The sequence below is a fragment of the Bacillus sp. 05T22 genome (genome assembly GCF_056396765.1).
The window spans coordinates 1-24,389 of record NZ_JBFTMC010000066.1; the positions used below are offsets into that span (position 1 = coordinate 1).

At 33.6% G+C, this 24,389-nt stretch carries 19 protein-coding genes and 2 pseudogenes; 8 read left to right on the top strand and 13 right to left on the bottom strand.

Going from position 1 to position 24,389, the window contains the following annotated elements; translation table 11 throughout:
* The first annotated feature begins 140 nt into the window (after window positions 1-140).
* A pseudogene (locus AC1DIT_RS18295) lies at window positions 141-1,449 on the top strand (condensation domain-containing protein).
* Window positions 1,450-2,234: 785 nt separating this feature from the next.
* On the opposite strand, the gene AC1DIT_RS18300 reads toward AC1DIT_RS18295, so the two are convergent.
* Complete coding sequence (locus AC1DIT_RS18300; RefSeq protein ID WP_080118988.1) at window positions 2,235-2,900, bottom strand: YdeI/OmpD-associated family protein; 666 nt, start codon at window positions 2,898-2,900, stop codon at window positions 2,235-2,237.
* A gap of 387 nt (window positions 2,901-3,287) precedes the next feature.
* On the opposite strand from AC1DIT_RS18300, the gene AC1DIT_RS18305 reads away from it, so the two are divergent.
* Both AC1DIT_RS18305 and AC1DIT_RS18310 read left to right on the top strand, forming a co-directional pair.
* Window positions 3,288-5,528 (top strand): ABC transporter ATP-binding protein, encoded by a 2,241-nt coding sequence (locus AC1DIT_RS18305; RefSeq protein WP_016132972.1) that lies wholly within the window; start codon window positions 3,288-3,290, stop codon window positions 5,526-5,528.
* Complete coding sequence (locus AC1DIT_RS18310) at window positions 5,525-7,396, top strand: ABC transporter ATP-binding protein (protein WP_476998337.1); 1,872 nt, start codon at window positions 5,525-5,527, stop codon at window positions 7,394-7,396. The genes AC1DIT_RS18305 and AC1DIT_RS18310 overlap by 4 nt, the downstream gene beginning before the upstream one ends.
* A 136-nt stretch (window positions 7,397-7,532) precedes the next feature.
* Here the strand turns inward: AC1DIT_RS18310 and AC1DIT_RS18315 are convergent, their stop codons facing one another.
* Together AC1DIT_RS18315 and AC1DIT_RS18320 are read right to left on the bottom strand one after the other, a co-directional pair.
* A complete protein-coding gene (locus AC1DIT_RS18315; RefSeq protein ID WP_476998338.1) occupies window positions 7,533-8,387 on the bottom strand; it encodes a phospholipase C in 855 nt (284 codons plus the stop codon).
* Window positions 8,388-8,507: 120 nt separating this feature from the next.
* Window positions 8,508-9,275, bottom strand: a complete 768-nt coding sequence (locus AC1DIT_RS18320; RefSeq protein ID WP_016113381.1) for a hypothetical protein — start codon at window positions 9,273-9,275, stop codon at window positions 8,508-8,510.
* Between the two features lie 234 nt (window positions 9,276-9,509).
* On the opposite strand from AC1DIT_RS18320, the pseudogene AC1DIT_RS18325 reads away from it, so the two are divergent.
* Window positions 9,510-9,696, top strand: a pseudogene (locus tag AC1DIT_RS18325) (hypothetical protein).
* Between the two features lie 253 nt (window positions 9,697-9,949).
* Here AC1DIT_RS18325 and colA read toward each other — a convergent pair.
* The 8 genes from colA to AC1DIT_RS18365 form a co-directional block, all read right to left on the bottom strand.
* Window positions 9,950-12,838, bottom strand: a complete 2,889-nt coding sequence (colA, locus tag AC1DIT_RS18330) for a collagenase ColA (protein ID WP_476998339.1) — start codon at window positions 12,836-12,838, stop codon at window positions 9,950-9,952.
* 974 nt (window positions 12,839-13,812) lie between these two features.
* Entirely contained in the window at window positions 13,813-14,358 is a 546-nt protein-coding gene (locus AC1DIT_RS18335) for an SMI1/KNR4 family protein (protein ID WP_003195646.1), read from the bottom strand.
* A gap of 95 nt (window positions 14,359-14,453) precedes the next feature.
* A complete protein-coding gene (locus AC1DIT_RS18340) occupies window positions 14,454-14,891 on the bottom strand; it encodes a GNAT family N-acetyltransferase (RefSeq protein ID WP_016113379.1) in 438 nt (145 codons plus the stop codon).
* A gap of 246 nt (window positions 14,892-15,137) precedes the next feature.
* Window positions 15,138-16,067 carry a VanW family protein gene (locus tag AC1DIT_RS18345; RefSeq protein WP_016113378.1) on the bottom strand — a complete coding sequence of 310 codons (930 nt, stop codon included), beginning with the start codon at window positions 16,065-16,067 and terminating at the stop codon, window positions 15,138-15,140.
* 316 nt (window positions 16,068-16,383) lie between these two features.
* On the bottom strand, window positions 16,384-16,704 hold the full coding sequence (locus tag AC1DIT_RS18350; RefSeq protein WP_003195641.1) for a hypothetical protein: 321 nt from the start codon (window positions 16,702-16,704) through the stop codon (window positions 16,384-16,386).
* 91 nt (window positions 16,705-16,795) lie between these two features.
* Window positions 16,796-17,437: a YkyA family protein gene (locus AC1DIT_RS18355; protein ID WP_375337745.1), complete on the bottom strand. Its 642-nt coding sequence runs from the start codon at window positions 17,435-17,437 to the stop codon at window positions 16,796-16,798.
* Between the two features lie 35 nt (window positions 17,438-17,472).
* Window positions 17,473-18,294 (bottom strand): peptidoglycan-N-acetylglucosamine deacetylase, encoded by an 822-nt coding sequence (locus tag AC1DIT_RS18360; protein WP_016113376.1) that lies wholly within the window; start codon window positions 18,292-18,294, stop codon window positions 17,473-17,475.
* 224 nt (window positions 18,295-18,518) lie between these two features.
* Complete coding sequence (locus AC1DIT_RS18365; RefSeq protein WP_016113375.1) at window positions 18,519-19,742, bottom strand: PucR family transcriptional regulator; 1,224 nt, start codon at window positions 19,740-19,742, stop codon at window positions 18,519-18,521.
* A gap of 1,470 nt (window positions 19,743-21,212) precedes the next feature.
* Here AC1DIT_RS18365 and AC1DIT_RS18370 point away from each other — a divergent pair.
* The 3 genes from AC1DIT_RS18370 to AC1DIT_RS18380 all read left to right on the top strand — a co-directional run bounded on the left by AC1DIT_RS18370 (window position 21,213) and on the right by AC1DIT_RS18380 (window position 22,348).
* A complete protein-coding gene (locus AC1DIT_RS18370; RefSeq protein ID WP_414848195.1) occupies window positions 21,213-21,581 on the top strand; it encodes a disulfide bond formation protein B in 369 nt (122 codons plus the stop codon).
* Window positions 21,582-21,605: 24 nt separating this feature from the next.
* Window positions 21,606-21,995, top strand: a complete 390-nt coding sequence (locus tag AC1DIT_RS18375; RefSeq protein ID WP_016113374.1) for a GRAM domain-containing protein — start codon at window positions 21,606-21,608, stop codon at window positions 21,993-21,995.
* A 149-nt stretch (window positions 21,996-22,144) separates the two neighbouring features.
* Window positions 22,145-22,348, top strand: coding sequence for a hypothetical protein (locus AC1DIT_RS18380; protein WP_077295241.1), 204 nt, complete (start codon window positions 22,145-22,147; stop codon window positions 22,346-22,348).
* Between the two features lie 165 nt (window positions 22,349-22,513).
* Here AC1DIT_RS18380 and AC1DIT_RS18385 read toward each other — a convergent pair whose 3' ends face one another.
* Window positions 22,514-22,894: a VOC family protein gene (locus tag AC1DIT_RS18385; RefSeq protein WP_016132973.1), complete on the bottom strand. Its 381-nt coding sequence runs from the start codon at window positions 22,892-22,894 to the stop codon at window positions 22,514-22,516.
* 210 nt (window positions 22,895-23,104) lie between these two features.
* On the opposite strand from AC1DIT_RS18385, the gene AC1DIT_RS18390 reads away from it, so the two are divergent.
* Window positions 23,105-23,635, top strand: coding sequence for a GNAT family N-acetyltransferase (locus AC1DIT_RS18390; protein WP_016132974.1), 531 nt, complete (start codon window positions 23,105-23,107; stop codon window positions 23,633-23,635).
* A gap of 115 nt (window positions 23,636-23,750) precedes the next feature.
* Here AC1DIT_RS18390 and AC1DIT_RS18395 read toward each other — a convergent pair.
* On the bottom strand, window positions 23,751-24,389 hold a 639-nt coding region (locus AC1DIT_RS18395), incomplete at its 5' end, for a class I SAM-dependent methyltransferase (protein ID WP_476998340.1).

Genomic DNA, 24,389 nt, shown 5'->3' on the forward strand with positions numbered 1-24,389 from the left:
GAACCAGTACGGAAAAGATGCTTTCGTGAAAAATTTCAAAAAATAAGCATTATTAGCTCTTAAAGAAAAATGACTAGAAAAGTTACAACCATATGGAGAATAAGGTTATACAAAAAAGGTCCTAAAAGGGGGACAAAATTATGGAACAAAGAAAGTATTCAGTAACACCTCAAGATCGAATGAATTATTTATTAGGTCTTTATTCTGCAGATCAACAAATTAATGCAGTTCTTTATTTTCCTGTAGGTATATCAAAGAAAATACTTGAACAATCAGTAAGGATAACGTTACAATTGCAGCCAGTTTTGAACAGCCGGTTTGTAGAAAATGATATTCCTTACTGGGAGGAACATTCATCTGGCACTAACTCACCTATTTGCCTTTTTGCAGAAGGAAATAATCAAGAACTTGAAAAAATGGTAATAGATTTTATTAAGGAACCTGGTGATCGTATTCAGGGGCCTATGGTTCAAACAAAATTATTACGAGGCACTACAACAGATATGTTAGTTGTGAAATTATCTCATCTATGTTCAGATGGCACAGGAGTCAAAGAATATATTAATTTGCTTGGAGCAATTTATACTCACCTTTCCTTGGGACGATCTAAGGATCAAATTATAAAGGAATTTGGTGAGGGAAATGAGAGTTTTCGAGATCAATCACATGTATTCAAATATGCTGGAATATCGGACGTAAAAAGTGCGTATCGTCCTAACCAAGAACAACAGGCATCGTTATGGTCTTTTCCATCTCAACCCAACAAAAATAAATCCCCCCAAATGTCCGTACGGCGGTTGAGCCATGAGCAAACTCTACGTCTAACCCAATGGACAAAAGCACAACAGGCTACCTTGAATGATGTAATCATGACTGCATACTTCCGAGCTTTATCACATTTCACTGTGTATGCAGAACCTCGCACCGCAGAAAAAATGATCGGTTTGACAATTGATTTACGTCGATATCTGCCTAATTATACAACTGGTGCTATTTGCAACTTATCCGGTATGGAAATGCCAGTGATTAAAATGGAAGATGATGAATCATTTAATCAGACTCTTGTTCGAGTTAAACAATCAATGGATAAAATAAAGTCTCAAAATCCAGGTCTTTCTTCAGCAGCAGGAATGGAGCTACTGGCAGGTATGAAGCCTATCTACGGTGAAGGAAATGTATAATCAGCAATACGAACAGGCTTTACAGATGGGGATGGCGTTGCCATTACTGACAAATTTCGGGGTGATCGCTGATGAACCTATTCAGTTTGGTGAAGTTCAAGCTGAGGACGGGTATATGACATCACCCATTATGTATGCACCATTCTTTTCAATGGGTGCAAGCTTTTATAATAGAAGACTTACATTTACGATTGGTTATCATGCGCCGGATACATCAAAAGAAAAGGTAGACAAATTTTTAGAAAGTGTTGTTAATCAACTATCATAAATAAAATAAAAGAGAATATAGCGCAAAAATTTCTAGCGGAATTGTATTTTAGGGGCTCGTCTCATGTACGGCTAATCTCTTTTATAAACTCTATATTTACCAGACAGGTCTTACTCCCGATAAAAATTTATCTTCGCTTGCTTCATAAACTATTTTTGTTAAATCTTCTCTGATCGCACCTATCTTTATGTTTTATATTTATGGAAAATCGTAGTGAAAAACAATTTGCACCGCGAGAAAAACAAGATATATCGGCATAAAAGTACTAAAAAAGAGAAAAAAGAGCTGATTTAAACTACACTTTGAATCAGCTCTTTTTATTATTTTTTTGAAATGTTTCATACATATTACTCATAATAGGAGTACCGTCCATGCTCATCAACCTAAGATTTAAATATATCCTCAAAACAAAAATTTTATATCTCTACAGTTATTTATGAGAATTCAGCTCATTTTTTTCGTTTTTGGGAAGAGCGTATTTCTTAAGTTGATGGATGTGGGGTACCGCCAATATTTCGGGAATTTTGTACGCTAAGGAACCGACTTTTTTAGATTGGCTTGTTCAAGAAAAGTGTACCTTTCAGCAAAAAGCCAAAGGGTACACTTTTGTGTGCAGTATTTTTCTTTTCTTAACCGGTAATGCGTAAGCCTGTTATACGGTAGTTTGCTTATACTCTACGAATCACTTTTTTATTTTTTCCATTTTAAATTATTTGATTGAGTGTTACCTGCGATCTAAAAGGAGTTCGAATGAACTCAAAGTGAGGTAATATCTTAAAGTTTGATTAATTTATTTTCTTATCGAATGACTTGTGCGAGCCGTCACAGTTGGGCTGCTTTTGAGATAGTCCACAAGTGCAATCATTTAATCCCTTTCCATTGAGAATTTGCTCGATATATTTTTCAACCCTTGACTCTCGAGTTTTGGATTGTTTGGGTTGAGAAAAATAAAGAATGTATGCTCTTTGCCGTCCCGGCGTCAATGCTTCAAAAGCAGTTTTCAACGCGGGGATTTCATCGAATTTATTTTGAAGTTCTTCAGGAATTATGAATTCTTTATGCTCTTTCATTTTCACTTCTAAACCGGCTTTTTCAACTTCAATGGCTTCATAAATATAGGCTTTTAAGATGGTTTCCATTTCAACTATTTCTTGAACATTGGTGAACCGAATCTGGCGCGCCGCCTGTACATTCTCCGTTTGTTGGATTAGAATCCCATCGGCATCCTGCAACAAGGCACCTTTTTGAAACAGAAGCGCACAATATTCTTTAAATCCATGTATTAAAACTATGTTTTTTTTCTCAAACGTGTAACAAGGATGCATCCACTTAAATTCTTCGGTCAGCTCACAGTCAAGAACGATATTTCTCAACTTCTCATATTCTTCCTTCCACTTTTTAGCTTTACTTAAAAATTCATCAACTTTAGGATTCATTTCACTATTTGTCACCAAGGAACACCCCTCTTCAATTTTTCGATTAGCTGACAGTCAAGAATGATCATGCTCAATTTCTCCAATTCTTTCTGTCACTTTTTGACTTTACCAAAAACAAAATACCATAACAAATACTAAATATCGTTTATGGAACCTTCTTAACGTATGGTAAAATCAATTTTTTTAATTGATGTATATATAGTTTAAAATTCTTTAACAAATTCATTATGAAATTCTACACCCTAAAAGTTGCATCATATCTTCATAGAGTCATAGAATTAATCTGTAGTCGAAAGTATGTAAAGAGCTGCTAGAATTCATTACTGGGAATACGAAGAATAAAGGAAGGAACCGAAGTAAAAGCTAAAAAAATTAGAAAAGGAAAATGGAGAGATGAATTAAATGTTAAAGATCATCAAACATTTAAAACCATTTGTTGCCTCAATCATTGCAGTTATATGTCTATTATCCATACAAGCTGTATGTGACCTATCACTGCCAGACTACATGTCTAACATTGTGAATGTAGGTATTCAACAAAAAGGTGTAGAAAATGCAGTACCTAAGGTTATTCGTAAAAGTGAGCTCGATAAACTTACACTCTTTATGAATGAAAATGAGAAGAAAAAAGTAGATGACAACTATGTACTTTTAGATAAGAACAATCTTTCTCAAAGTGAGCTGAAAAATGACTTAAAAGATTATCCGCAGCTTGATAAAGAACCGCTTTATAAGCTACATACAGAGGATAAAAATACAATTGACGAACTTAACGATATATTCGGGAAACCAATGTTAATTACACAAGGAATTGAAAAAGGCGGCTCATCTGCTTTCACTGCGCCAGGTGATAACAAAGCACCGGCGAAGCTTCCGCCAAATACAGATCCTTTTGCAGTCATTGCGAAACTGCCTCAAGATCAAATCGATGCAATGAAAGAAAAGGCGGATGAAAAGTTTAAGAATATGCCAGGCAGCATGGTAACACAGTCAGCTGTTTCATTCATTGAGAATGAATATAAAAAGATCGGTATCAATACAGATAAGCTTCAATCCAATTATATTCTTACTTCTGGCGGAAAAATGCTGCTTTTATCCTTAGTAAGTATGGCAGCTACCGTTATCGTGAGTTTACTTGCTGCAAAAGTAGCTGCTGGATTAGGTAGAGACCTTAGAAAGAAAGTATTTCGGAAGGTTACAAGCTTTTCTAATGCAGAGTTTGATAAGTTTTCCACTGCATCTCTAATCACAAGAAGTACAAATGATATTCAACAAGTGCAAACACTTATGGTTATGCTGCTTCGTATCGTATTCTATGCACCGATTTTAGGCATAGGCGGAATTATTAAGGTACTTACTACAGACCTTTCAATGGGATGGATTATCGCAGTTGCAGTTATCGCGATTTTAAGCTTAGTCATTGGTCTATTTAGCATCGCGATCCCCAAGTTTAAGAGTATCCAAAAGTTAGTAGATAAAATTAACTTAATCACTCGTGAATCTTTAACAGGTATGCTTGTGATTCGTGCTTTTAATAATCAAAAGCATGAAGAAAAGAAATTTGAAAAAGGAAATCAAGATTTAACAAGAACCAATTTATTTGTAAGCCGTTTAATGTCATTTATGATGCCGATGATGATGCTTATCATGAATGCCGTTACTGTACTTATTATTTGGGTAGGATCACACCAAGTGGATATGGGACATATGCAAGTTGGTGATATGATGGCGTTTATGCAATATACAATGCAAATCATCATGGCCTTCTTAATGATTTCTATGGTATCCATTATGGTTCCGCGTGCTTCTGTATCCGCACAGCGCATTGCAGAAGTTTTAGATACTGACCTTTCTATTCATGACGCAGCGGAGCCAAAAACATTTGCTTCTGACAAGAAAGGCTACGTTGAATTTAAAAATGTTAGCTTTAAATATCCAGGTGCAGAAGAAGATGTGCTTTCCAATATTACCTTTACCGCAAAACCTGGAGAAACGACAGCTTTCATCGGAAGTACAGGTAGTGGTAAATCAACATTAATCAACTTAATTCCACGCTTTTACGATGTCACAAGCGGCCAAATATTAATAGATGACACGGATATTAGAGAAGTATCTCAAAGCGAATTAAGAGAGAAAATTGGTTATGTACCGCAAAAAGGAGTTCTATTCTCAGGTACGATCGAAAGTAATTTGAAATACGGTAAGAAAGAAGCAACTGAAGAAGAACTCGCAAAAGCGGCAGAAATCGCGCAAGCTATGGAGTTTATTAACGCGAAATCTGAAAGCTTCCGTACAGAAATATCACAAGGTGGTACGAACGTTTCAGGTGGTCAAAAACAAAGACTTTCTATTGCGCGTGCTCTTACGAAAAAATCRGAAATCTTCATATTTGATGATAGTTTCTCAGCTCTTGACTTTAAGACAGACGCAGCCTTGCGGAGGGCTTTAAACAATGAGATTGCGGGAAGTACTATTCTACTTGTTGCCCAAAGAATAAGTACAATCATGAATGCAGATAAGATCATTGTACTTGATGAAGGAAAAATAGTCGGAACTGGTACTCATGAAGAGCTTATGGAAAACTGTGAAGTTTATAAGCAAATTGCTTTATCACAGCTTTCAAGAGAGGAGTTGTCATCATGAGTGATAGAAAAATAGAAAATAACAGACAAGGTGGCACTGGTCCTGGCGGCGGTCATATGGGCGGCGGCATGAGAAAGATTGAGAAGGCAAAAAATTTCAAGGGAACRATGAATAAGTTACTTCAATACCTAAAGCCATATAAGTTCTCGATCGTAATCGTCATTATTTTTGCAATCGGYAGTGCRGCCTTYRCAATCGTWGGTCCAAARATTTTAGGWAAMGCGACAACAAAACTTTTCGAAGGACTCGTARRCAAAGTAACAGGCGTGCACGGTGCTGCCATTGACTTTACCTATATCGGAAACATTGTCATTTTACTCCTTGGATTATATATAGCGAGCACTGTGTTTGGCATTATCCAAGGATATATCATCTCAGGAGTCGCACAAAAGGTATCTTATAACTTCAGAAAAGAAATTGATGAAAAGATCAACCGTATGCCGCTAAAGTACTTTGATAAAACGACACACGGAGAAGTATTATCTAGAGTTACGAATGACGTAGATACTGTGAGCCAAACTTTAAATCAAAGTATGTCGCAAATCATCACATCCGTTATTACAATCATTGGTGTACTCATCATGATGTTATCCATAAGCTGGCAAATGACATTAGTGGCGCTGTTAATACTGCCAGTATCCATGATGCTCATCATGGGAGTCGTAAAGAGATCACAAAAATACTTCAAATCCCAGCAAGAATATTTAGGGCACGTGAACGGTCAAGTTGAAGAAATTTATAGTGGTCACAATATCGTAAAAGCCTTTAACAAAGAAGAAGCAGAAGTGAAAAAATTCGAAGAGGTGAACGATACTCTTTACCACTCCGCATGGAAGTCTCAATTTTTATCCGGTATGATGATGCCAATTATGATGTTTATCGGGAATATCGGTTACGTCGCTGTCTCGATTTTAGGCGGCTGGCTTGCGGCAAAGAGAACCATCGCAGTTGGAGATATTTTAGCCTTTGTGCAATATGTTAGAAACTTTACGCAGCCAATCGCTCAAGTAGCTCAAATCGCGAACGTACTCCAATCCACAGCAGCTGCTGCAGAAAGAGTTTTCGAATTTTTAGAAGAAGAAGAGGAAATGCCAGAAGCAGAAAATCCAGTGAGGCTGCAAAAAGTTCAAGGAGAAGTTACATTCAAGGATGTTCAATTTGGGTATAATCCAGATAAGATTATCATCAATAATTTCTCAGCTCATATTCAGCCTGGACAAAAAGTAGCAATCGTCGGACCAACCGGAGCAGGTAAAACAACAATCGTAAAACTGTTAATGCGTTTCTATGACGTAAACAGCGGTGCGATCTGTATAGACGATCACGATATAAAAGACTTTACGCGAGAAGACCTGCGCAGCATGTTCGGCATGGTACTGCAAGACACTTGGCTATTTAACGGTTCCATCATGGAAAACATACGTTACGGTAGACTGGGTGCAACCGACGAAGAAGTGATTGAAGCAGCGAAAGCAGCTCACGTTCACAGCTTCGTAAAAACATTACCAAATAAATATCAAATGGAACTAAACGAAGAAGCAAGCAACGTATCCCAAGGACAAAAGCAACTACTAACAATTGCCCGCGCCCTTCTAGCGGATCCGAAAATACTCATACTCGACGAAGCAACAAGCTCCATTGACACTCGTACAGAAGTGCTGATTCAAAAAGCCATGGAAAACCTCATGGAAGGCAGAACAAGCTTTATCATTGCTCATAGATTATCAACAATCCGTGATGCAGATTTAATCCTTGTCATGAAAGACGGGGATATTGTAGAACAAGGTAATCATGAAGAGTTATTGAAGGCTGATGGTTTCTATGCTTCGCTTTATAATAGTCAGTTTGAAGGTGCGGATGCCTCTTGAGTTAGGTGGGATTAGGGTGTCCCAAAAGTCCATTTAAATGACTAAAACCCACGGAGAAAATTCATTTTCTTCGTGGGTTTTTATCATTGTAATCACTTTTTCAGTGCCTTCCTATGCTATGCATAAGTGTATTTTGTTATTTGTTATTCACATACGTATCAAACCATAAATGAATATATCCAGCTGTAATACGCTGTGCTTCCATTAAACGTTTTCCTGTTACCGGTGTTACTTCAGCACGCCATTTGTCAGCAGAGTCTTGTGATACCGTTGCTTTTAGGAACCAATTTTTTGTATTATCATTAACAATTGATGGAAAATCAGCCTTTGCTGCTGATGCTGATGCATGAACCCACTCTTCTGGATTTGCACTTTTCCAATTCCAATAGCCATCTCCATCTGTTACTCTATAATTGTCCTTCACTGTATCAACGAAGTTTTCATATTTTGAGTGGAAGCCAAATGGATGCGAAATGTTAGTAAAGTTTGCTGCATGCATTGGTTGGTTGACATCCCCTAAATAATGAAGTGATAATCCTAAATAAAAGAATGCATKTTTCATATCTTTATTTTKATAAGMTTCACCAGCTAATTTAAAATACTTWGCTCCTGTTTGCTTTGCTTGTTTAGCAAATGGAATATACGTTTTTCCTGAATCAGGATCATAGAAGTGTGAAGCGAATGTGGAATGATCATAGTATGGGTTTTTATAATCTGCAGAATAAATACCTTCCTCTAGATTAGTACGCCATTCATTTAATAGAGCTGTCTCATTTTGCTTCACTACAGTCGTATTTTGGGACATAATATCAATAGCTCTGTTGACAATCCATAAATGAGAACTTACTCCTTCATTATGTATAGATTCTGCTGACCATCTTTGAGCAATAGGTGGATCAAATTGCCCATCATTTTCATGTGCGAACGCCACGCTCTGAACAGGAGCTGTTAAAGCAATTACAGAAGCTATAGCAAAAATTTTTCTTTTCATAAATATTCCTCCATTTGATATATAATTTAAATTTATTTCATAGGGTCTTCTCTTACCTTACTGAAAGACACATTACATATTAATAAGTACAGTTATATAAATCTAAATGTAATAGATGCTCTATGGTAAAGGTACTAATTCATAACCAGCAACGCTTTTAGGAGCAGAAATCGCCCACCTTTTCTCGTGATCTGAGCCTGGGTATTGTGCTATCTGTACTTGGAAAGTTGATGTAACCCCATAATAAGAGTTCTTTGGATCTGCACTGTACCAATCACAAGGTCTACCAAATTTATCTCTAAGAATCTCGGTGGTGCCTGTTGCTAAGTTTATTTCCTTCGAATTTACTTTCTGAACGATTAACTTGCTTTTTGATTGGTCGCTAAAATAAATCCAGCCAGCATCCTTTGCATTTATATATTTTTTTACTCCTCCTGCCTCAGCATTTGGTCCACCAATCCACATTGACATGGTAACTGGCGTATTATGTCTTATATATCCATCACTGTTTAATCCATCTGGAGTTTCAAAACTTATAGGTGTACCATAGTACTCATTGCCTTTTGTATCTTTATGTATTTCCGCTGATCCATAATAAGATGCTTTTCTATACTGAATTGCATAATGCCAACCAGCGTACTTCTCATAAGTTACTCCAAATCTATTCTGACCTACAGGTGCTATACGTTGTGAAGGATGAACTCCCACCACGTCCAAGTACTTATTTATTAATATATAGTCTTTATTTGTAGTAATTGGATCACCATAAATATCAAGTATACGATCTTCTTCCTCTGCATAAGCAGAATTTGTAGGAAAAACAGTAACTATCAAACTAAATATTAGTGCTAAAAATGCAAATATAGACAGTTTTCTTTTCATAAACATACCTTAACTTCTCCTTATTTTCACTAATGGTTTTACTATCTGCGCGCATCTTCTACTAGTAGATAAGCCTCATCCTAGCTAACAAATCTTTCATTTCTCTTTCATAAATGTTACAAAAGTCTTTCAAAGGTCTGACGTATTTGCTGATGAAACTAGCACACAAAGAAGGAAACCTGCATGTTCATTAGCTTTATCGTTAATTTATTTAATTATATATATAAATTATATATAATTATGCAATATTGCATATCGAAATGTATTGATATTAATGTAAGCGCTTACTATAATAAAAGCATAAAGATGTACCACATCTTAACACATAAAAAGAGGAGGAAATAACATGGCAATCGCAATGGCAGTTTTAAAATTTGTAGGTGGAGTACTTCCATTCGTACAAGAGCTTTTAAAAGCATTTATGTAAGTTTATTATTCCGCAATTATTTATAAAAATTATCATACAAATGATCTGTATATCAAAGATGGATTGATGTGCAGATCATTTGTGTGAGCAAACTTTAAACAAGAAAAAGAATCCCAAAAGGAATTAAGGGATTCTTTTTTATTTAATTCAATTTTTTCTCGAATATTAAATTATTCTTTGTTAAACAGATGAACAAGGAATAGCAAAAGTCTCTTATTCATTACTTTTCGTCGTTATATACGATTAAACGAATTTACTTTACTAATAATGAATATGTTCCCTTTCTGTTTTCCTCTTCAAAAAATGCAACTACATAATACTTCCCAGGTTTCGCTTCAAATTTCCCTTTCATATTATTTCCATCCGCTTGACCCGTAATGACAGGATTTCCTAAATCTGATTCGTAATATACATCCCATTTTATTCCAATTCCCTGTTCATCTATAAAGGAAATATCTACTTCTTTTGGAGATGTAACATTGAATGTGTACATATACGCCATATTAGGCATATCCATATTTCCTTTGAAAAGCTTATTAAAACGAATTGCCTTTGCGCTGTCATATCCATGACCTACTGGCTCATCCTTTTTTACGGTAACCGTTGTTTGTCCTCGGCCTACGTTTCCTTTATTATCTTTCACTGTTAGCCTTGCAGTATATGTTCCCTCTTTTCCATATACATGAGTAGGATTTGCTTCTGTACTTGTTGTACCATCGCCAAAATCCCAGAGATACGAAACAATTTTTCCACCTGTGCTTTCTGTACCATCGCTATGAAACTCAACTTTTTCATTTAACATCTCATTGTATGGTCCATTCATATTTACTTTAATCGTCTGTTTTTCTTCTTCTCCCGTTGCAACACCATGGAATACAACATCGTATTCAAATTGATTGTTCGCATTCACACGATAATTAACAAAATACGCTGTAACTGTTTTGTAGCCGCTCCATTCTTTTTGCGCTAACTGTTCTAAAGATTGATTGATTTGCTTGCTCATCGCTTTCCAATCTTCAGATTCYCCTTTTGTTACGYCRCCTGTATATGTTCCTTCTAATGTAAACGTATCAAAGAATTGAGACTTATGCTTTGTCATTGTTGCATCTTTTATACGTGCCACATTTTCAATTTCTTTCTTTACATCAGCTAGTGGCTTTGGTGCATGTTCAGCTAAATAATCATCTGATACTTGTGGGGTATTATATGTATCTTGATTATCAATTAACTGCTTCATATAGTCTTGGTATTCTTTATTTAAATTTGGATCCTTACTTAAAGCTTCACGATATGCATCGTAACCCTTCACATCATTTGCACGAATTAAATCTTGAATCTTATCGAAAGTTTCAAATTGATGAGTATATAAGTAAGACTGCAGTGCAAAAGAATAATTATAAAAATCCCATGATCCATATTTCGAAAATAATGTTCGTTCTGCTGTATAACGTTCTGCAGGATTAGATGATAATCCTTTAATTACACTTTTGCGCGGAACAACGTTATTCGTACGAGTAGATCCCGCAAAAAATTCTGCATTTCCTTCATCAAACCAAGTCATACGTTCATTTTGATATAATTCTCCTTGTCCCCATGMTCCTGGAACTTCGTATCTTGCCTGTAAATARTGTGTAAATTCATGACGGAACAATTCTTCTAAAGTATAACTACTTTGCTGTGGTGTACGTTCATATGTAAAGAACGTTCCTTTTCCTTCAATGTAAATGCCACCATTATTCGTATCATATCCATATAGTTGGCTATTTCGTTTATATTCATATGGATCATTATAAATTACGATTGTCAGTACATCATCAGCTTTCCCTGATTCTAACGCCGCATCATTTCCAATTACACGATGATATTGCGCTTTTACTTCTTTAGCAGCCCAATATAATCTCTTAACCTTTTCTTCCGTTACTTTATCTCCTGTTTTAAATACAATAGAACCGTCATCGAATGTATACGTTTTTGGTAAGTATTGCTGTTGGCCTTCTTCACGTATTTTCTGTAAATCTACTGTATTTCCGTTATAATCTTTTCCACCATAGTTTGTTGAAATTTGCTCTACCGCATTAAAATAAGCTTCACTTAAACGAGGGTACATATGCATTGCTTGTGTAAGTACTTCTAAAGGTTTATTTGGATTACTATGGAATTTCCCTAGACGACCAGCATAATAAACACCATTATTAATTAACCAGCTATTTTCTGGTGTTACATGATTCAGAAGAGCCATTCGACTGATTTCATTTATGAAACTATCAATTTTCCCATACCATATTGTTTCATCCGCTTTTTTACGTGTCTCATTCAAGTAAGACTGCATATCATCATCAATCCCTTGTATGAGATTATACATGGCAGCCCCTTTGTTCGGATCACTTACATATGTAGAAATATTATCGTTATATTGTTTTAATATATTCCCTGCATATTGAACTGTTTCAGCATCACAAGAAGCGTTATGAATTAATTTACCATATGCAGATACCACTTTATCCTGTTTATCTGTACCAAGTTTAAAATTCGGATTTCTTCCAATTTCTTTTAATGCCGGTAAACATTTATCATGGAAGCTTCGCTCATTTAAATAGTTTAACTCTTTATTATTAAAGCCTAAATAAAAACCGCAATATAATACTTCAACAAACGTCTCAATCCCTTTTGTATCATCTTTTGTAAATGTGCTTCCACGGCGACCTAATTCATCAATAATAACTTGTATTCGCCCTTTATTTTGATAAAACGCTTTTGTTTCTTGATTAAACTGAGATAAATCTGTAATTTGATMCCAACTAACATTTGCCAATGTATCAATTAATTCGTCATCACTCATTCTATTCAGCTCTGCCACAGAATACTTTTGCTGAAATTGTTTTGCCGCTGCTCGTTTCACGACCGGAGCTGGACGTTGTGAAAAATCGCCTACTTTTAAACGTTCTTCATAAGACAACGTTTCGTCTGCTTTTGTAGAATGTGCAATTTCATCCGTTGAAGTTTCTATCCCAATTGGTTTCTTTTGTAACACATTATAAGGTGTATTTTCTTCCGCTGATACTTGTGTTTGAATACTTCCAAATGATAAGGCCACTGTACTAATGCCGAGCATCATTTGGGTAAACTTTGATTTCTTGTTCATAACATTTCCTCCATTTATAAAATCCTTAAAAACACATTATTAATATAACATAATATAAAATATGATATTTCATATTATTTCTGTACACTAGAATACTATATCAAAAAGAAAATGATACGTTTTGATATAATTCGAACAAAAAAAGGCACTCTACTGAGTGTCGAATGAGTACCTTTCTGTGGTTTATAATCTTATTGTTTTAAATCAAATTGAATATGCTAAATGATAAATATTTTGTAAATTACTTGAGCCTTTTGTAAATTATTTAATCCTATAGATTTAGTACGACCAGGTTCATTGTAGTAATATAGATCAACAATATCATATCTGTATAGGAATCTACCAGGATAATAAAAGTTATCTCTATATGCTAGTGATAATGAAGCTGAGCTTGATTTTCTGTTTTTCACTTAGATATAAGAGTTAATAAAATACCTACTGGATAATCATATGTTTTTCTTAAATTAGATTTATGCAATCTCTCCCTTTTTTTATCATCTCTACATGAATACAAAAGATGAAATTATACTATACATTGCTAATACTTTTTACTTCCGACTGAAATAAAATCACCTTCGACATGTACATCTTAGTTTAAATATGTTTCAAATGACTTTCATAAATGTTACAAAAGTCTTTCAAAGATCTGACTTCTTTTCTGATGAAACTAATAAACAAAAAAGGAAACCTGCATGTTCATTACCTTTAATGTTATTAATATAATTCAATCACACTCTGTATATAGATTCCCTTTATTAGGATATGCAAAATTGCATCAAAATATAGGTTTAAATAAGAGGCGCTCTTATAAATAACTAGCTGTAAAGAAATTTTTTTGTTTAGGGTCTACTTAAAACTCTTAAGTTGATGTAAATTCATCTACAATTCTATTGCTCTAACTGGTGCGATTCTGATGATTTAATTTAAAAAACAAAAAAGGATGTAAATAATAATTCACATCCTCTTTTGTAACTCTAATTTTCATTAGAACACTGCATTCTATTATCTTCTTTCAAACAGATTTCTATGAATTCAAATAAACCTTTTGCCTCAACAGAACGTTTTCCCCAATCATGCCAAAAATATAGCACTTGTCCTACTACTCCAGATTCTGATGGATCTGTATCAATACAAAGATAATCCCCACCACCATTTTCTGCAATTGGAATCCACTTAGAATTCCAAAGAACAGGTTTAAGTTCATTTTCAATATTCGACTCTAAATCATCTGGATCGAATTCATCCTGTAGAAATGTCCAATTGTCTATAATTTGAGAAGTTGGGGAAAGAACCAAATTTCTTACAAAAGATTCAACCCCAGGTTCCCAAATTTGTCCGTTATACACCCTGTAAAAACTTTTCATTTCTTTAGGAAGTGTAATACCCAGTGTAGTTTCAATTAACTGAAAATCTTCATCACTTGCACCCGGTTGGAGGTTTAATGTTTTTTGAAAGTTCACTTCAAGGCTTGAACCTCTATTAATTATACGTTTCCATAGTAATTCAGCTTGATTTATCATGTCTTTTCCCCTCCGCTTATATCTCAAAAAATCCAATATAAAAAACACACAATTACTATTAATCTAAGGTTTTGAATTATCCCCATAACGAAAACTTAATTAATCGGTATATACTTCTTGAATCCCTTACTTATAGTGCCATTATAACCATTTTTAGAAAAGAATTTATGTGCTTCTATTCTATTTATACTACTTAATAGGATAATTCTTGTGGATTCCCTTGCAATTGATAGCCGTTCTACATGTTTTAGTAACTTTTCACCTATCCCATTACCTCGAAAATCTTCATTTACAATCACATACTCTAGAACGGTATATGGTCTAAATTGATATCCAGGATCAAGACAAAAAGTCATAAATATACTTCCTTTAACTTTACAATCTTCCTCATACACAAATAAGAAATTATTAGAATCATTCCTTATCTGCTCAATTCTTTCTGGTAAAACCTTAATGTTTTTACTATGTGGTGCTAATTTTTTATATAGATTTTCAATTACATGACTGTCTTTTGGTTCAGCTTCACGAATCATATAATTCCCCCCTCTATTAACATAGATATATCAACGATTCGATCTATTCTAATAGTTCATCTTTTGACTCTATTGTATCCTAAAACAATGCTTTTTTAGTACAATTCAGATAATAAGATGGTAAAAAAAAGAGAATAGAAGGGATGGCATTTTTGCTTTGGGGTATTTGTTTTTCTTAACTTGATGGGCATGCGGTAGGACCCCTAATGGAAGGTAGGAATTAGAATAACTCTCCAAACAGATCTTTTAGATTAACCTATGTATTTCCGCGGTTAATCTATTACCTTCTACCTTCATAAAGATCTGTACCAGTACATTATTCGCATTTTCAAATACTAAATCGAAATAAGGATACGCTATAGTTGCATCTCTGCCTATAGGTACATAGCCAACTGGCTTTGAATGACTATATCTTTCTATCATTTTTAATCCCGCTTGATCCGCTGCATTATAAAGTGTAGAAGAAGTTTGACAAACCCCTCCTCCATAACCATCTACTAATTTTCCCGCAACGATTTCTTTTCCAAGCTGATATCCTTTATCAGGTGTTGTATCTCCTATTAAAGCATTAAAGGAAAAACGATCACCTTTTCCTAATATTACACCATTAATAGTATTTGCCGACAAACGAATGTTTTCTATCTTACCATTAGCTGTGCCAACTATGTCCGTCACATATTTTCCAATTACTTCGCTATTTCGATTTGCATCTTTTGATTGAGCAATAGGCCGTTTCTTAACAATTGGCAATGCACGGGAACGTTCCCACATTCCCACATCCATTAAATCCTCTACTAACTCTTTTTCAAATAATTCATATGAAGGCTTTCCTTCTTTCCATATTCCATCACTAGTCATACGAGAAGGTATCATTTTTTGATCAATCTGTTTGCCTATTTCATTAGCGATTTTTTTAATATTTAATTTATATTGATTTTCACCTTGAAAATATCCTAATGAAGTTAAATTTATTTGTTTGACCATTTTTCCACTAGTAGGATCTACTAAATTTATCTGTGTATCCCCAATGTCTTTTATTCCTATAGATTTCTCGCCTATATCACTTACTAAAGATGCTTCTTTAACCTGAGATTTACATCCAACTAATATAATGGCGCAGAGAGCACTAAGCACATACAAATGTCTTTTACGTAACAATTGATTCCCCCATTTCATTATAATGTTTTCTCGTTTTTAATTATTTGATTAATTATTTTTTATATTGTGTCTGTTCATCGATTCTATAAAAAAAGACATCCTCAAGGGCGCTTTCTTTCAGCTATTTGCATGAGAACCCAAAATAATACAACTAAATACCACAATTAGAAATAAAATTACTAAACATATTGAGAAATATTTCATAAGAGACTCCTTTTTGATATGATGTGCAAAATATATTCTCATAAATTAAGTCAGGAAATAACCACAAAAAAGAATTATTACCCCTATATTCTTACGTTTAAAGTCCTATTACTTTTACTTATTAAAGCTACTAACTAATCAATTCCATTGCTACCTCTTTCGCTCTGAACACTTTTTTGTATTGTTTAAATTCTTGTTTATCAACTCGAAATTTTTCACCAGTATCCATGTTTTTTACTAGATATGTTTTAGCAGTATATTCCTTTATTAAAAAATAAAAGAAATATATCCAGAAAGATAATGTGAAAGTCGAGAGAGCTAAGAATACTCCCGTAATAAACATTACAATTTCCAAACCTGAATTTACTCGTTTTAAAACATCTTTTTGTCCTGTTGCTGCTTGCTGTAGTCGTTGCATGCGTTGTAAAGATGAAACAGTATCATAGCTCATGAAAAACCTCCTTTAAACGAAATGCTATTTAGAACTTTGATTTGTCTTTAGGGATGAGGAGGCAAGATACTTAAATTGATAATTATTTTTCTTACTTTTTCTCTTTTATTTTAATCTTCGCGTCTTCATAGAATTTTAGTTTTCCCTCATTATACTCTTTAGTATATTGATTGAATTTTTCTTTTTCTTTTAGCGTTTCCTCGTTTAATGTATTGATAGTTTTAACTTTCTCACCAATCTCTTTTAGTTTTGTTTCTTTACCTTTTAACTTTTCATAAAGTTCTTTTTCAGCTATTAATTCCTCTTTATAACTATTATTTATTTTTTGAAAAACTTCATAGCGATTTTTATAAACTTCTTCTACTTTTTCCGCTTGATTTTTTAACCTTTTGTCCTCAATTTTATCTATATAACTATGAACTGATGCGGTTTCTTTTTGGGCTTTTTCTAATACATCCTTTTCATCTTTTACCAATTTTTCACGTTCATTTACAGTTGCAATGGCTTGCTCTATTTTTTGTATTACTCCCTCATTTTGCTCTTTCCCTTCTTGTATAATTTGATTATACAATTCCTGTTCTTTTGTTTCTAACTGCTCAAATGTTTTTACATTATCAAATAATGCTTTTTCTTGATTTGCTGCATTTTCAAAAGCTACATATAATTGATCTTCGGGTTTTGCCCCCAAACAACCACCTAGAAATCCAATTGATAAGACTCCTATTAATACCATTTCCCTATAAATCAATGTTAATTCCTCCTATGATGTTATATACGTTTATCATGCCAAAAATTCACTGAAAAATGCTCGTCTTCATGATACGCTTCAAACTCATATCCTTTTTCTTTTAATCCTTTTATAATAGCTAGTACCGCAGCAACAGATTGTGGATGAATATCGTGCATTAGAATCACTTCTTTGGACTGGTTTGCATTTGTTAGGACATTTTGAACAATCTGAGATGAAGCGGCATCAACTGGCATCTTATTATACTTCCAATCTAAAGAATCAATAGTCCAATCCCATACTTTTAAATTAGCTTCTACTGTTCTATTTCGAAGTGCTTCATTTAATCCTGGCATGGATCCATATGGAGGACGAGTTAGTTTTGGGGATTCTTTAATAATATTTGCTATTAAACCTTGATCTTCTTTCATTTCATTTACATATTCGCCACTTGTATATAATTTTTTAAAATCATGTGTCATACTATGCATGCCCACATAATGCCCTTCTTCCTTTTCACGTTTCACCAACTCTGGAAACTGTTTTACATTTTCGCCAATTAAGAAAAATGTTGCTTTCACATCATTTTCTTTTAAGATGTTTAACAAATCAGCCGTATATTTACCTGGTCCATCATCGAAAGTAAGATAAACAACCTTTCTCTCCTTACCATTAAAATGGGTTGGTGTTGCTTTTTTTATTTTAATTTTTGGTTGTTCACTTGCTAGCTGTACAGTATTTTCTTGCTTGGCCACAGCTTTTGCAGGTGAATTAATCGATTGAAACATATAATAACCAATTGCTATTGCAACAATTGCTACTATTGTAATTATTATTTTTTGGGTATTACAAAAATTTCTCATGAATCAAATCCCTTTCTTGATAAATCTCTATATCAACATACACACATACATAAGTGTGTATGATATCTCCAATCACTTTTAGCTAACAATACATATGATGTAACTTAAAAATTTTTGAGTTATTTTGTTGCGATATAATTATAAAGTGCTTTTTTCTTTTTTCTCATCGTGTAGAAAAAAGAAAAAAGCAGCATCCTTTTGTGGAATTTCACAAAAGGATGCTGCTACATGAATTTTTGTAACTTAAGATCCAAGTATAGAACCATTTTTTGATTCGGATCTTTTAAATCGATTTCACTGATTTCACAGATTCTTTTAAGTCTATAGCTTAGTGTATTGACGTGAATATTTAAAACTTTAGCTACTTCGCTGGTATTACTGTCATTGTTTAAAAATATTTCCAACGTTTCAACAAGATTACTATTATATTTACAATCATACTTATGGAGCTTCTGCAATGCTTGGTTTTCATACTCCTCCTGCTTTCTTTGCTCAAGTAGAAGGTCAATTAATTGATAAATCCCCATGTTTTGATAGCCATGAATATTAGCTGTGTCGGAAGGAAATTTTTCCTTTATAGATAATACGATTAATGTTTCTTTATAAGCTTTACTGATTTTTTGATAATCACTATATACACTGCTGAACGCTGGTTTGATAGATTTAATTTCATATCGTTTTTCCATCGTGTTAACAAATCTTTCGACGAAATTGTTAATTTCATGAGAAGGTTGACTGAGATTATCTAACGAAGTAAGAAGAATTAACTTGTTACGATCAATTGTATAAAGTAGAATTTTCAAATGTTCGCTTGTTTTTAACAAATAAGAAATTTGTTTTTCTTTTTCACTCGTAATTTCTTGTTCAAAATGAAATACGACAACGTTAAATAAGGAAGCCGGCGTAATATGAAGTACCTGAAAGTTTTCAATAATTTCCTCATTTGTTTGTATATGATTAGTTAGTAGCTTCCAAAAAAATTCTTGTGAACGTTCGTCCTTTTTATTTTTTCTGGTTTGGAGCTGAAGAAGCTTACTTTTTACAGCTTCAGCAGATTTTTTCATCAAGGCATAATCTTGTTCAGTTAAAGAGCGCTTGATTTCTAAAGCCCAAATGAATCCCAGTACGTCCTCTTTATTCCAAATGGAAATCGCAACTCTGTCACCGAGGCCAATATTATCTATCTTTTTTACGTGAATAGGTTCACGACTTTTTAAAAGAGTAGGAATAACCCCCTCTTTCCATAAGTTATTAATTACTTTTTCAGGTACACGCCTACCCATAATAGTTGCAATTCTTGCAGAGTCTGTTCTTTCGTCATGGGTACTATATGCTAGGAGACGATGATTTACATCTTCTACTGTAATAGGGCATTGCAGAATTTCACTGATTATATCAGCAAACTCTTCCAAATTATCGAAGGTGACTTTAAGAGAATTATTTTTCATATATGTCAAGATCCATCCGTTCTATTTAAAATATATTTTCGTATTTACTTTAAAAGAAATTATCTCTTGTGTAAATTACTAAAATAATAACATAATCCCGTTAGCTTTTTGCAAATGTAACGAGACCGGGTTTTATTAACATGATTTTTTCAACAATAGCAATATTTCTATTTGTTTTATTGTGTAGGATTGAACTTTATTCTTTTTAGATTTGAATTGAGGAATGTCATTCTGCTTCTTAAAAAACGTAAAAAAGCAACTGCGAGGTTTCTCAATATTGACACCTCCAGGTGAAAATGTACAATTTTTTTGTTTTGGGGCGTTATAAAATTCTTAAGTTGATGGGAATGTGGTGCTACCTCTGTAATACTATTTGCTTTATATATTTCCAATAAGGATTCAATGATACGAGTAGATTACGTTCTAGGCTACGTAATGATAGTTTTGTTTTTCACTACGATGTTCGGTTTGAGGATTGTAAAGAGATTTGACCAGTAATCGTGAAAAAGGAACTACAATTTATTTGTAATGATTTATATAATGAGGTGTTGGTATTATGACTAAAATTCAAATAAGCGAACTTCCTAAATCTGTTTAGCACGTACTTAGAGTAATGCGTGGCGAAGAAAAATTAAAACAACGACAACGGATCCAGCCAGTAGATTTTCATTCTTATAAAGCTGAAGAGATATTCCCAAATAGTCCTGAAATGCAAAAATTCTTTAATAAACAAAAGAAAATGAAAGCCATCAAGTAAAATAAGCTTGGTGGCTTTCATATTTTGTCACGGACAAGAAAGAAGCTTCTTTTGTAATCATCAGAAGAATGTTAAAATTAAGATAAAAATGTAAAGGTTGGTGAAAAATGAGAATCGTAATAGGATATCTTCTATTAATCATTAATTTTATTCTGTTATTGCCATTATTAAATCGGATTATTTTTGAAAGAATCAGCCCTTGGGACACCATTTCTTTTTTCTGTCCACTTATAACGGTGTTAGTTATAACTTTTCTGTTAGGAAAGAATAGAGTCCGAAACATTCATTGGAGAGTCAACCTTATAGGACATATTATCATCGGTTTAACCCCAATTTTCTATTTCTTGTATATTTTTATGTTGCTCAGCTGATCAAATCTTCCCAAACAATCCGGAAATGCAAAAATTCTTTAAGGGGTAGCACGCCATGCCCATCAAGCTTAGAAAAACAAATACCCCAAAACGAGAAAATTGACATCTTTAGGTAAAAACATTCCACATTATATGTGATAAAAAGAGGATAGATAAAGTAGAAACCTTATCTATCCTTTTCTGTACTACAAATACTTAAGTTTGCTACCCCTTACAGAAAAAACTGAATGAGTTTTTAAATGAGCATAGTGACAAATAACGATAATGAGTGAGCATAGATGAAAAAAATAGGTGAATATTACAAAATTAATACGTTATAATAATTATATGTCCTATGTGACAATGATATCATTTATTGGAACAATAGATAGTTTATTTATAAGTGAAATTATGAAACTAGTTCCATGTAGTTTATGTTGGTATCAAAGGATATGCTTATATCCGATTTTCATAATGTATATTGTATCTTTAATAAAAAAATATTCTCATGCAAATGAGTATATTAAGTATTTCTCTGGGATAGGATTACTTATTTTTTCGTATCAATACACAATACAGATGACGCATACCAAAAGTGCTTTTTGTCATTTGTATGAAGATTTCTCAGCTGTTGATTTTATTTTTCAAAAATTTATAACCATCCCGTTTTTAGCAATATTAGCTTTCTTGTTAATATTTCGTCTCACGTTTTTTGTGAAAAATTCAAAATGAATTTTAATCTAAGGAGGTATTTATATGAGTTTAAGAGAACATGCAATGCAAGAATTTCAACAGAAAATGTCTTCAAATGAGAATATACAAGGTATGATTTCAGCTTATTATGAAATGCAAAGCGGTATATCTGGCTATGGGAGTTCTACACCTATGAGAGGTATTCTAGCTTACACGGAACGACAGCTTTTATTTTATAGCGAAATATTTGGCGAGCTTCCTATTTCATTACAGATACCTTACCATAAAATTCATAAAATAAAAGAGAAAAAACAACCTTTTGCCTTTTTTAAAACGATTCCTTCTATTGTTGTTTCCCATCAAGATCAAGATGTTTTTTCAACCCGCGGAAATGAAGAGGAATTTATACACTTAAAAGATTTTTTTGAAAAAGTAAAAGCTCTGTCCAATTAATGGGGTAGCGTCAGGATTTTGTGCTTTTACAACGTTAAGCATATTTTTCTAGCAATTATCCCAGTTACTGTAACCTGACTACTTCTAAATCCTTTTATTTATATGTATAATTATATAAAATTACAACATTTTGAATCGAGGTGACAATTATGAGAAGTTTAGGTTCATTAGTAACCTCTACTATATGTTCAGTAATCCTTATAACTTGGAATGCCTATACCTTCTATGACAAATTCACAACCGGAAATACATATTTTTGGATTAGTGGCATCATAGGTATAATGTTCCTTCTATTCTTTATCAGAGACATGCGAGATATCATCAAGAAGAACTATAGAACTTCAACAGATTAGGAGCGAATACATATGTGGAAAAAGCTTAGTAATTACAAATATCATTGTATGGGGATTTGTTTTATCTGAAAACATAGTAAAATGAAAGCATTTTGAAAATAAATCCGATTATGAAACATAGAAAAACCCCCTGCTTTTTGAACAAAAAGCAGGGGGTTTTTCTATTTATTTCTTCTCCATCACAGCAAAGTAATTCTCTTCATGATCCGCAAAATTAAACACTCTACCGGAAGGCATATTTACAATTTCTCCGACTGTGATATTTTTATTTAATAAGTTGCTACGTAATTCATCAAGATTTTCTGTGAAAAACATTAGAGAAGGTGTACCAAGATTTAACCCAGGTGACATTTTAGCAACCAATTCCTTATTGTGCAGAATGATGCTTGTTTCTGCGCCCTTTGTTGGAGCAATTTCAATCCATCTCATTCCTTGACCGTTATTTTCTTCAGAAACTACAGTAAACCCTACTTTTTCTGTCCAAAAATCCACTGCCTCATCTTGGTTATTTACATACAACATAATTTGACCAACTTTATGAATCATAGACTTCCCCACCCCCTTATATAAGTAAATACCAAACCCGATGCTTCTAATTCTTTCCATCGCCAAGGTTTCTGAAACCCCGTGACAACTTAATAGATACGCCAAGAAATGAAAACTTCCTTCTAAAAGAAACGGAGCATTTTCGTTTAAGTAGGAGATTATAAAAGAAAGATAGAATATTAACAAAATATTTTATAAGGGGGTATATAATTGTCAATTTCAAAAGATACTGCCAGCTACATGATTCGCACAGGAAAAATAGAAGATTCCGAGGCCATTTTAGACATACAGAAATCCGTTGTTTCCGAAGGCAAGTTTCTCATTTCGTTATCCGAAGAATTTAATAAAACGTCATCCGAGCAAAAGGAATGGGTACAAGGCGTATTGGAGAATGAAAGAGAAACATTACTTGTTGCTGAAAAAGATGGTGAAGTGGTTGGCTGGATTGTTTTCCTTAGCGAAAATAAAAAACGATTGTCTCATACAGGTTCCTTTGGAATCATGATCAGTAAAAATTACAGAGGACTAGGAATTGGGACAATGCTACTACAAGCTTTATTAGACTGGGCAGAGAAAAATCCTCTCATTGAAAAAGTAAGTTTAGGAGTTTTCTCAACAAATCATAGTGCAATATCGTTGTACAAAAAGATGGGTTTCATTGAAGAAGGACGTAAAATTAAGGAATTTAAAATGAATGATAATGAATATGTAGATGATATTCTTATGTATAAATTCGTTTAGTGAAATTTTAACCACAAGACAATCACAGGTACCACGCAATAAAAGCCGTTCTCCTATAAACTACGGAAATCGGCTTTTATCATTTATATTGAACACCTTTATTCATGTAAAAAGATTAAGATTTATTAGCGATTATCATAAAACGTTTTGAATTTGTACGGATTCCTTTTTCCGTTTTATTTGTTATGATGAATTTTTCCAAAATACCAAAGTCCTCTTTCTCTTCACCAAATCTTGGTATGATAGGTGTGTGTGTTAATAGGAACAGGAGGTCTTCAGGTGTTTGGTAATAATCAATCGCATCATATTCTAATATTTGCACATCAGTAAAGCCTGCAGACTTCAACTCTCGAACATACTTTTCTTTTAATGTGCCGTCTTTTTCCCCGAAGCATTGTCCTCTTCCAAACGCTGCTTTTAAGTTCCATTTATCATGTTCGCTGACTTGCTGCGTCAAAAAGATACCACCCTTTTTTATTACTTTTGCTACTTCTGCTGCAACAAAAGGCGCATGACAACAAGACACAATGTCAAAAAAAGAGTGTGGAAACATCAAGCCTTCGGACTCCATTTTGAAAAATCTAACGTTTGATACACTTGCTTTTTCCAAATTAGACTGTGCTGTTTCTATCATTCCACTTGAATTATCAATCCCAATCATGAATAAGGCTGCCGGTGCAATTCTTAATACATTCTCTCCCCCGCCTGTACCAATATCCAGCAAAACATCTGAGGGTTTGCATCTCTCTATTAC